This window comes from Methylobacterium sp. D53M, assembly GCF_053345625.1.
Window position 1 is genome coordinate 74,739 of sequence record NZ_JBKFAL010000024.1, and the last position, 10,330, is coordinate 85,068.

Annotated in this window: 8 protein-coding genes; 4 read left to right on the forward strand and 4 right to left on the reverse strand. The window is 71.4% G+C overall.

The window, feature by feature from the left end; all coding sequences use genetic code 11:
• Positions 1-22: 22 nt before the first annotated feature.
• The 3 genes from ACLBYG_RS25490 to ACLBYG_RS25500 form a co-directional block, all read right to left on the reverse strand.
• Positions 23-1,357 carry a hypothetical protein gene (locus ACLBYG_RS25490; protein WP_447683336.1) on the reverse strand — a complete coding sequence of 445 codons (1,335 nt, stop codon included), beginning with the start codon at positions 1,355-1,357 and terminating at the stop codon, positions 23-25.
• Positions 1,354-3,447 (reverse strand): caspase family protein, encoded by a 2,094-nt coding sequence (locus ACLBYG_RS25495; RefSeq protein ID WP_447683337.1) that lies wholly within the window; start codon positions 3,445-3,447, stop codon positions 1,354-1,356. The genes ACLBYG_RS25490 and ACLBYG_RS25495 overlap by 4 nt, the downstream gene beginning before the upstream one ends.
• Before the next feature lie 279 nt (positions 3,448-3,726).
• Positions 3,727-3,984 (reverse strand): hypothetical protein, encoded by a 258-nt coding sequence (locus tag ACLBYG_RS25500; RefSeq protein WP_020094549.1) that lies wholly within the window; start codon positions 3,982-3,984, stop codon positions 3,727-3,729.
• Positions 3,985-4,748: 764 nt separating this feature from the next.
• Between ACLBYG_RS25500 and ACLBYG_RS25505 the strand changes: the two genes are divergently transcribed.
• The 4 genes from ACLBYG_RS25505 (at position 4,749) to ACLBYG_RS25520 (ending at position 7,167) form a co-directional block, all read left to right on the forward strand.
• A complete protein-coding gene (locus tag ACLBYG_RS25505) occupies positions 4,749-5,801 on the forward strand; it encodes a hypothetical protein (RefSeq protein WP_447683338.1) in 1,053 nt (350 codons plus the stop codon).
• A gap of 50 nt (positions 5,802-5,851) precedes the next feature.
• Positions 5,852-6,256: a lysozyme inhibitor LprI family protein gene (locus ACLBYG_RS25510; protein WP_447683339.1), complete on the forward strand. Its 405-nt coding sequence runs from the start codon at positions 5,852-5,854 to the stop codon at positions 6,254-6,256.
• 42 nt (positions 6,257-6,298) lie between these two features.
• The gene (locus tag ACLBYG_RS25515) at positions 6,299-6,619 is read left to right on the forward strand and encodes a YbjQ family protein (protein ID WP_020094546.1); all 321 of its coding nucleotides are present in this window, start codon (positions 6,299-6,301) and stop codon (positions 6,617-6,619) included.
• A gap of 101 nt (positions 6,620-6,720) precedes the next feature.
• Positions 6,721-7,167: a lysozyme inhibitor LprI family protein gene (locus ACLBYG_RS25520; RefSeq protein WP_447683340.1), complete on the forward strand. Its 447-nt coding sequence runs from the start codon at positions 6,721-6,723 to the stop codon at positions 7,165-7,167.
• A 335-nt stretch (positions 7,168-7,502) separates the two neighbouring features.
• On the opposite strand, the gene ACLBYG_RS25525 is transcribed toward ACLBYG_RS25520, so the two are convergent.
• A complete protein-coding gene (locus ACLBYG_RS25525) occupies positions 7,503-9,944 on the reverse strand; it encodes a PAS domain S-box protein (protein ID WP_447683341.1) in 2,442 nt (813 codons plus the stop codon).
• Positions 9,945-10,330: the final 386 nt, after the last annotated feature.

Sequence of the window (10,330 nt, forward strand, 5' to 3'; positions counted from 1 at the left end):
TCTGATCCCGTCGCGCTCCGGCTCAGCGCACCACGACGCGCGCCGCGGCCTCCGTGACCCCGGGCGTGGCCCGGATTCGGTCGAGGAGGTCCAGCACGTCCGGGGGCTGCAGGAGACGCGCCTCGCCGTCGGCGCCCGGCGCCGCCGCCAGCCACCGCGCGGCGAGCTCCGGCGGAAGGCCGCCCGGCACGCCGAAGCAGGCGAACAGGTTCTCGAAGGGCTCTCCCGCGACGATCTCATCGAGGCCGTAGCCCCGTGGATAGCGCCGCGAGTCTCCCGGCTTGAGGGCCAGCTGCGAGGCCGGGTTGTCGCGCACCGGCAGGGCGACGAAGGCGGTCTCGTCGGCCGCGACCACCCAGCAGTACAGGTTCTGCGCGACGCGGGACTCGATGCGCATCTCCAGGCGCTGACCGGCCGCGAACGGCGTGGCGGCGGCCGCCACCGAGAGGCGGCCGGCATCCGTGCGCGCGGTGGCGGCGAGGTGATCCAGGAACGGCCGCGGGACGGGATCGCAGCCGAGCCCCTCCGTCGCGATCCGGCGTCGCCCCGTCGGGGCCAGGACGGCGCCGTCGCGCTGGAACTCGACCTCCATCCAGGATTGCCGGTCGTGGTCCGTGCGGAAGCGGCCGCGCGCGGTGACGGTGCCGGCGCAGGCGGTGCCGGGCGGCCGGCGGCGCACGTCGAGGCGCGCGCCGCGGAGCACCCGGTTGGCCGAGCGGGCCTCCGCGTCGAGGGCGATGACGAGGCGGTCCGTGAGGGCGCCGGCGCAGGTGGAATGGCCGCCCTCCGCCACGAACGGGCAGACCTCGACGGCGCCGGCATTCGGTGCGGCCTGCGCGAACGCCTTCACCGCACCGTCCATGACCGCGTCGACGTCGGCGACGCCGGCGCCGACATGGATCGGCACGACCAGAGGGTCGCTCGTCGCCTTGCAGGCGGCGCTCTGCGTCACGGCCTGGAGCCGGACGGAGGCGGTCTCGCCGGCCCGGCGGGGCTCGACCAGGAACACGGCCGCGTCCCCCGCGAAGGCGGACCGGATCTGCGCCTCGGCCTCCGCGCCCGAGAGGCCCGTCGTGCCCTCGCGCAGGGCCTTGATCCGCACGACGTCGGCCGCTGCCGCCAGCCTGACCCGGCCGGTCGCCTGGAGCCGCGTCTCGACGGCGAGGCGCACCTCCTCGGACTGCTCGCGGGACAGGGCCGTCTGGCCGGGCTCGACGCCGACGACCGCGAGCGTCAGGTCCGGCCGGCCGGCACAGGCCGCCACCGCGTCGAGGAACGGTGCCAGCGCCTGCGTCGCGGGGTCGGCGCGCGCCGCCGCCGGGGCGAGCAGCAGCGCGGCGAGGAGGAGGCGCCTCATTCGGTCTCGTTCGCCCGGGCGTACTGATCGAGGGCGCGGACGAAGACCGGATTGAACCGCCCGTCCAGGGCACCGGTGTAGTAATCCGCGTCCTTGATGGCGCGCTGCACCGAGCGGATCGTCTCGGGCTTGAGCTTCTGAGCGGCGGTGTCGGTCGCCGAGACAGAGGCGGCGCCGAGTTCCCCGTGCTTCAGCGCGCGCAGGACCATGTCGGCCGAGCGCACGCCCGGGAAATACCGCCCGAAGCCGTTGTCGATCAGCGTCGCCATCGTGGCCATGGCCACCGGGTCGCCCCGGTCCGCCGCCTGCCGGAAGAGGTCGAAGCCCTGGCGCAGATCCTTCGGGAAGCCGTAGGCGCCCGTCGCGTAGTGCGGCACGAGCTTGCTGATCGACGCGACGTCGCCCCCGGCCACGGCGCGGCGATACAGGGCGACCGCCTGCGCCTCGTCCTTCGGGATGCCGTTGCCGTACTCCAGCATCCGGGCGGCGTTCGCCAGCGCCACGGCGTTCCCGCCTTCGCCCGCCTGCCGGTAGAGGCGGAACGCCTCGGCCTGCTGGCGCTTCACGCCCTGGCCGTTCTCGTAGAGGGCGGCGAGGTTGTTCAGCGCCGAGATGCTCCCGGCCTTGGCGGCGCGGTCGTAGGCGGCGAAGGCCTCCTTGTAGCGGTCGGCCCGGTCGTAGGCGCGGCCGAGCTGGTAGGAGAGCCGGCGCAGGTCCGGATAGGCGGCCGCGGCCCCGCGGCAGGCGTCGATCGCGGCGGCGGGCTCGATCCGGCCGAGCTTCACGCCCGCGACCCCGCTCGGACGGTCGGGATCGTCCGTGCCGGCGGCGAGCTCGTCGCAGCGCTTGACGCGCGGATCGGCGCTCGGGTTCTTGCCGCCGAGATAGCCCTCGGCGAGGCTGCGATAGGCGCAGATCTCGCCGCAGGAATCGAGATAGGCCTGATATTGCCGCTGGGTCCCGAACTTGGCCCAGTTCTCCTGGTCGATCGCCGCCGCGTCCCGACGCCGCCCGGCCAGGAGCCTGTCCATGGCCTGAGGCCGGTACAGGCAGGTCTCGCCGCAGGTGCCGATATAGGCCTCGAAGCCCTCCCGGGTGCCGAGCGCTTCGGCCCGCCGCCAGGCCGCCTCGTCCCGGATGGCCTCGACCCCCTTCGCGACGGCCGCCACCGGCAGGGAGGCCTTGAGCACGATCGGGGCCTCGTCGATCTCGGGTACCTGCTCGCGGCCCGACGCGCGGCGGGCCGCGTCCTCCACCTCGCGGCGGAGGTAGCGCTTCAGCTCCGTCCACTGCACGAGCCCGTCGCCGTCGCCCTGATGGTCGCGCGCGTCGGCGAGGCCCGACACGCCCATCAGGAACCGGCTGGTCAGCAGGCCGAGCTTGTTCGCCTCGTCCCAGTTGGCCGGTGTCGCGCCCGATGTCGCCACCAGCCGGACGATGCCGCCCTCCGTCTTCGGCCGGGCGGGGGCGAAGCCGGGCGCGGACACCGCCAGCAGGCTCTCGCCCTTGCGGCCGGTCTCGCCGGTGAAGCAGGCATCGACCATCACGACGAGCTGGTGGTCGGCGCCGATCTTGCGCTTCACGAGCTCGAGGTTGCGGTACAGGGTCTCCAGCGCGTACCCGCTCTCGCCCTGGTTCGGGTTGCCGTCCTCGGGCAGCAGGAACGGCTGCTTGGTGGCGAGATCCGGGACGCCGTGGCCGGAATAGTACACGAAGACGTTCGAGCGGCCCTCGCGCACGCTGCGCCAGAGGCGGCCGGATTGCGGGTTCCGCTCGGTGCCGAAGACCTGGTTGAACTCGTTGAGGGTCGCGTCCTTCAGGAGGAAGACGTTGCTCTCGCGGTAGCCCAGGCGCTCGATCAGGTAGGCGCGGATCGCCTCGGCATCGTTGTGCGCGTAGTCGACAGGCACGGTCTGCTTGTAGCTGCGGTTCCCGATCACAACCGCCACGGCGTCGGCATTGTCGGCGAAGGCTGCCGGATCCGGGGCGGCCCTGGCCGGCGCGAGCGGGGCTAGGCAGGTCATCCCGAGTAGGATGAGCGCGGTGCGGGCGGCCCGCCGCAGCGCGGATACCGGGTTGGCTCTCGGCAAGCGCGTCCTCCTGTCCGGGTCGCGGCCCGGTTTCATCGTCCTCGGAGCGGGGCGCGCCCGGTCGGCACGCGCGACAGGGGTATCCGCTGGAGGATCGGGAAACAATCTCACGGTGTGAGCGCGGCCGGTCGAGGCGGGCTCCGCGACGATGCGGATGACATCGGGGGCACAGGTGCCGGTGCGGGAAGCGGGCATCTCAGCCCCAGCCGAGATACGCGACGATCAGGCTGAGGGCGGCGAGGTGGAGCGGCGGGAGGGCGGTCAGCATGGTCTCGCTCCTCACGGCAGGTAGAGACCGCGGCCGCAGCGGCGGGCGCGCCGCGCCTCGAAGTAGCCGGTGTAGCGATTGTAGACCTCGACCGTGCGGTAGACGCAGTAACGGCCGGAGTTGCGGCCGTTGTAATAGACGCCGCCGTTGTCGAGATCGACGCCGAGGAACTCCTGGTTCCCGTGCTGCGGCGCGGCCTCCTGGGCGAGGGCGGGACCCGCGGCGCAGAGAAGGCTGGCGGCGAGGACGAGGATCTTGGTCTTGGTCATCTCGGGTCTCCCTGGTCGGGCGGTGGATCGTCCGCCTCGACAGGGGCATGGGTCGGCCAGACGCGGTTTCGTGCGGCCGGCGCGGTGTGACGCGAAAAATTTTTTCCGACAGGCGCGGCCGAGATGGCGTCGGTCGTCCGGTAACCGCCCGACGGCGGTGCACATCACCATCGACGGCAGGGTCACCCCGATCAGCCTTGACCCACAGGACCGTCGGCGCGCTCCGATCGAGAGCGACGCGGGCACTGCGTTCTGTCCAGAACACGCGACGCGACGGCGTTGAATGCTCATCATCCGCCACAAGCCATCCCGGCTTACTGAACCGGTAACACTATTTCTCACGATTCGTTGACCCGGGATCGGAGAGGGGTCAATACAGCGTCCGCTGATCGGTGAGAGCCTGCTCGACGGGCGGCGAATACTGTTAATGGCTTCTCTTCATCTGAGAGGTATTCATGAGATCTCTCGTCGTGGGGTCGGCTACGCGCGTGGCAGACCGGATCGTGCTCCCGACCGCCTGAGGGTGGACTGGCTCTCGCCGCCGAACGCCCGATTCCGGTCCACCACGCCTGCGCAACCGTGCGCGGACTGAAGAGCTGTTCTCGACGCCGATGCGGATCGCGCGCGGTGTCGTCTCGGAAACGACATCTCCCGGGGCCGACATGTGCCAGGTGTTTCAGCATCCTCCGCGCTCAGCTTGCCTGAGCGTCCGTCCTGGGGACCCTCACACCCGATCGGTCTCGGCTCTCCTCGGCGTCGGGATCGTGAGCGCGGCCTTGCTCGGCCCGGCGATGTCGGCGCGGGCCGACGATGGGCCGAGCTACGGCGATGACCGACGCGGCATCTTCCTGCCCTTCCTCAACGCGCCGCGACCCGGCGACGCCATCACGAAGTCCCCGCGCCTCGGCCTGTCGTTCGGCGGCGAGGCTCGTCCGGTGCTCGTTGATACCGGTTCGACCGGCATCGTGGTCTCAGCCGCTCGGATTCCCGACAACGAGAGCCTGCCGAGCGAGCCCGGACGGCTGACCTACTCGAGTTCCGGCCGGATCATGGTCGGACGCTGGGTGCGCGTCCCGGTTGCCATCGTCGGCCGCGATGGAGCGAGCGTGGTCACGCAGCCCATCCGGGTCCTCGCCGTCGACCGGATCGACTGCACCGCGCGCGCCCGCAACTGCACGCCCGAGGCGGCGCCGGCCCATGTGGCGATGATGGGGATCGGTTTCGGCCGCGAGGACGACAGCCAGACGCAGAGCACGCCGGACACCAATCCGCTCCTCAGCGCGGAGCCGCCGGGACCCGGTTCGGTGCACCGCGGCTACGTGCTGACCCGACGCGGCGTGCATGTCGGCCTGACGCGCGCCAACACGCGCGGCCGCTACCGCTTCGTGAAGCTTGACCCGCACCCGCACGTGCCGGGCGACTGGCTCGGCGTTCCCGTCTGCATCACCGTCGACGGCCGTGAGCCCGCCGCCTGCGGCCGGGGGCTCCTCGATACCGGTGTCACCGGCATGTTCCTGACGCTGCCGCCGTCCCAGGTCGCCGACAGCCTCCGGGCCGATGCGGGCGATCACGCCGTGCTCCGCCCGGGAACGCGTCTCGGCTTCCAGTTCGGCGACGCGGCCGGCTACGCGATCGATGTCGGCGACCGAGCCGCGCCGCTCGCTCCCGAACGCATCGTCCTCAACACGGTGCGCCCGCAGCCCTTCGTCAACACGGGGCTGCATGTCCTGAACGGCTTCGACGTCCTCTACGACGCCGACCGCGGCTATTACGGCTTCCGGGCCCGCGACGCACAGTCGGCGTCCGACGACCCGTGATCTGCCCATCGGCCGCCGTGTTGTCCGCCCTCTCCCGCACCGAGTCCGCCATGCTGCGCAACGCCTTTCTCACTGCCGTGATCCTCGTCCCGACCGCCGGATACGCGGCGGAGGTCGATTGCGGCGCCTCCGCGAACCAGATGGACGCCAACATCTGCACGGCCCAGGAATTCGACCGGGCCGATGCGGAGCTGAACCGCCGCTACGCGACCCTGCGCAGCAAGCTCGACGAGAACGGCCGACGCAATCTGGTCGCCGCCGAGCGCGCCTGGATCGCCTTCCGCGATTCCGAGTGCAACCTGCGGACCGGCTTCAACACGCTGACGCCCGACGACAACGGAAGCATCGCCCCGATGCTCCTGGGCGCGTGCAAGATCGCGCTGACGCGCCAGCGGATCCAGGACCTGGCAGCCCAGATCAAGTGTCCGGGCGGCGACCTGTCGTGCTCGCCCTGACTGCCTCTCGTCTTTCCCAACCACCCGGCTGAGTGAGCTGCCATGATCATCGTCACGACCGAGAACATTCCGAACTACCACGTGCGCGAGGTCCGCGGCCCCTGCTTCGGCGCCGTGGTGCACAGCCGCGGTGCGGTGGGCAATTTCACCGCCGGACTGCGCAGCATCATGGGCGGCGAGATCAGCGAGTACAGCCAGCTGATCGAGCAGGCGCGGTCGCAGGCGATCGACCGCATGGCGCAGAACGCGGCGCAACTCGGCGCCAACGCCGTCGTCATGATGCGTTTCGATACCGCGGACACCGACCAGTCGATGATGGGCGTCGTCGCCTACGGCACCGCCGTGGTCGTCGAGGCACGCTGAGGTCGCGGCCCGGGCCGCGTTCCGCTCCGACCCGCCGTCACCCGCCGCGCGCAGGACCCCTCAGCCGGGTCGATGCGACGCGCGAACCGGATCCCAGAGCCATGAATCACACGCGCCCACGCCTGCTGCGGGCCTCGGCCCCCGTCCTTGCCGAACTGCTCGCCTGCCTCGCCGTGCCGACGACCGCCGGAGCCGACCAGCCGTCCGCGAAACTGTGCCTGACCGAGACCTCCACGCCGGGCACGACGGCGTGCATGACCCGCGCCTTTAAGGAGGCGGACGCGAAGCTCAACGCGGCCTACAGGAAGGCGATGTCGGTGATCGATCACGACGACCGCACGCCGGACCCCGACGCCAGGGCGCTCTGGAAGACGCGGCTCGAGCGGGCGCAGCGGGCCTGGATCGCCTTCCGGGACGCGGATTGCGGCGACCTGACCGACAGCGAGTGGGCCAACGGGAGCGGCGCGAACGCGGCGCTGCCCGCCTGCCTCTACGACAAGACCGTCCAGAGGACGGACGACTTGCTGAGCCGCTACCCGCTGCGTTGAGAAGCGGCGCGGCGTCGTCAGCAGCTCGTCGCGATCCGGTGAACACTTCGGTTCCGCCGGAAGCTCCTCCGGCCCCTATGCAGTCTTCGTCCGCCTGCGGACGGGCGGCCGGCGCCCGATCTCACCCCGCTTCGATGGGACCGGGAGGACGCGGCGCCGGCGGCTCGGCCGGCGGGTCCCCGTCGGGCGGTGCGGGCTCCGGCAGCGGATCGTCGATGGGAGGCAGCGGGTCGTCCCCGGGACGCGGCGTATCCGACGACATGGTGCGGTGTCCTGTCCGAATCTTTGGGCGGTCGGGGACGTAACGCGCGTCGGTCCGGTCGGATGCGGCCTCGTCAGCCGAAGGTCAGCGCCGACCGTTCCCGGAGCGCCCTGCGCAGGGCCCGGCTGAGGTCGGCCACCGAGTAGGGCTTGTGCAGGAGCTCGAAGCCGTCGGTGCCCTCCGACGCCAGCACGTGGCTGTAGCCGGAGGTGAGGACGACGGGCAGGTAGGGACGACGGCGCCTGATCTCCCGGGCCAGATCGACGCCGTTCATGCCCGGCATCACCACGTCGGAGAAGACGATCTCGATCTCCTGGCCGTTCGCCTCGATCGTGGCGATGGCCGCCTGCGCGTCCTTCACCCAGACAGCTCTGTAGCCGAGTTCCACGAGGGCTTGCCGGGCGAAGGCGCCGACCTCCTCGTTGTCCTCCACCACGAGGACGGGCGTGCCGTGACCCTCGGCGAGCGGCTCCGGCTCGTCCGGCACGCCCTCCTGGACCTCCGCCTGCTGGGACCGCGGCAGGAACAGCGTGAAGGTGGTCCCGACGCCGACGACGCTGTCGACCGCGACGTCACCGCCCGACTGCTTGGCGAAGCCGAACACCTGGCTGAGGCCGAGGCCGGTGCCGTGGCCGACGCCCTTCGTCGTGAAGAACGGCTCGAAGATGCGTTCGAGGAGGTCCGCTTCGATGCCCGAGCCGGTATCCGAGACCGACACGGCCACGAAATCGCCGGGCACGGCCGGATGCGCCCGCAGCGTCGGGATCCGGTCCGCGCGTCGCACCTTGATCACGAGGCGGCCCTCGCCCTGCATGGCATCGCGGGCGTTCACCACGAGGTTGACGAGGGCCGTGTCGAACTGGCTGGGGTCGGCATCGACGTGGCAGCGCAGCCTGCGGCCGTCCGCGTCCGTGCCGGCATCCGTGTCGGTCGCGACGTGGATGCGCGCGCCGGTCAGCGTGCCGACCATGTCGGCGATGGCGGCCACCGACTGCACCACGTCGAAGATCGACGGTCGGAGTGCCTGCCGGCGCGCGAAGGCCAGCAACTGGCTGGTCAATCTGGCGGCGCGGTCGACCGTGTCGGCGATGGCGTCGACGTAGCGGCCCCGCCGATCCTCGCTGAGGCCCGGTCGCTTCAACAGATCGGTCGACGACTTGATGACGGTCAGCAGGTTGTTGAAGTCGTGCGCCACGCCGCCGGTGAGCTGCCCGACGGCCTCCATCTTCTGCGACTGACGCAGCTGCTCCTCGAGGGCGCGGCGTTCCGTGACGTCGCGCCCTGTCGCGTGGAACCGGTCCCCGCGCGCGATGGCGTTCCAGGCGATCCAACGGTACGCGCCGTCGGCGGTCTGGAACCGGACGTCGAGGTCCGACAGCGTGTGGCCGGTCCGCAGCGTCTCGAACGCGCTGGCCGCGGTCTCGCCGTCGTCCGGATGGATCAGGGTATCGATGCGGATGCCGACCAAGCTGCCGGCCGGCCACCCGAGCAGCTCCGTCCAGGCCGGGTTGACCGCCTGGCAGGTTCCGTCGAGGGCGCAGACCACGAGAAGATCGCGGCTCGTCCGCCAGACCAGGTCATGCTCGATCTTCCGGTCGCGCGTCCGGGCCTCCCGCCGCTCCTCGTCCGCCTGCCGGGCCGCCGGATCCTCGAGAAGGATCGCGACGCGGTTCTGCGTCCCGCTACCGGTCCGCATCGCGCGGACATCGAGGATGGGCCCCGTTCGCGATAGGGCTCCCTTGAACCGGGCGCTGTGCCCGGATCGCGCCACGTCACCGAGGGTGTCGAACCAGCGTCGGGCGTGGTCCGGCTCGAGCGCGCTCATCCAGCGTCCCGCTGCGGCGCCGAGGCCGGACTGATCCTCGAAGGCGGCGTTGGTCTCCACGACGCGGTAATCCGCGGCCCTGCCATCCCCGTCGAAGCGCAGCTCGACGATGCAGAAGCCCACCGCGTCGTCCGCCCGGGCATGCCGCGGTGCGACGGTCCGCTCGACGGCCTGCGCCTCGCGCTGCCGGAAGCGCGTGAGGTCGAGCTGACTTCCGAAGAAGAACAGCAACTCGCCGAGCGGTCCGAAGACGGGGCTGATGTAGAGTTCGTTGACGAAGGTGCTGCCGTCGCGCCGATAGTTCAGCAGCTCGACCACCACGTCGCGCCGCGCGGCGATGGCATCGCGGATGCGGGCGACATCGGCCGGATCCGTCGCGGGCCCCTGCAGGAAGCGGCAATTGCGCCCGATCAGCTCCCCCGCCGAGTAGCCGGAGAGTTCCAGGAAGGCGCGGTTGGCGAAGACGATCGGGTTGTCGGGCAGGTTCGGATCGGTGACGATCATCGCCATCCGGGTCTTGTCGGCGGCGGTGAACAGAAGGTCGGAGCGGGCGGTGCCGACTCCGGCCAGAGTGGTTGTCGGGGCGGTGACCGGGGCCTGTGACGCGCGCAGGCGAGCGTTCTCCTCAACCAGCGCGCGCTCGCGCCGACGCAGCCGCTCGACCTCCCCCCGAAGATCTTCGATGCTCATGGCCCGGTCTTATCCGGAGCCGCCGCCGCGTCCAACCGCAACCGGCACGCGGATGCGAGAAGGGGGTGTGACCTCTGGTCTCGACAGTGCCGGCCTTGGCCACCGGGCGTTCGGATCCTGCGATGCCGGGAGGGGGCGGGTCCGCCGGCTCCTGACCCGCGATGACCGGCGCTGCCTTCATGGGAATCCGGGGGACAGCGGCGGGCTGCGGGCGGTCGTGCCACCGGGACCGGTCTCTCGCGTTCCGGCCGGATCAGGCCTCGGGACCCCGCGAACGCGAACGGCCGGAGTTCGACTCCGGCCGCTCGGTCGACGCGGTGCGTGTCGCTTACCGCAGGAGCTGGAGGACGCCCTGCTGGGCGGAGTTGGCCAGCGACAGGGCCGAT

Coding starts and splice junctions, on each gene's coding strand:
- ACLBYG_RS25490 (WP_447683336.1), bottom strand. CDS start 1,357: ATGAGGCGCCTCCTCCTCGCCGCGCTGCTGCTCGCCCCGGCGGCGGCG.
- ACLBYG_RS25510 (WP_447683339.1), top strand. CDS start 5,852: ATGCTGCGCAACGCCTTTCTCACTGCCGTGATCCTCGTCCCGACCGCC.
- ACLBYG_RS25525 (WP_447683341.1), bottom strand. CDS start 9,944: ATGAGCATCGAAGATCTTCGGGGGGAGGTCGAGCGGCTGCGTCGGCGC.
- ACLBYG_RS25515 (WP_020094546.1), top strand. CDS start 6,299: ATGATCATCGTCACGACCGAGAACATTCCGAACTACCACGTGCGCGAG.
- ACLBYG_RS25520 (WP_447683340.1), top strand. CDS start 6,721: ATGAATCACACGCGCCCACGCCTGCTGCGGGCCTCGGCCCCCGTCCTT.
- ACLBYG_RS25500 (WP_020094549.1), bottom strand. CDS start 3,984: ATGACCAAGACCAAGATCCTCGTCCTCGCCGCCAGCCTTCTCTGCGCC.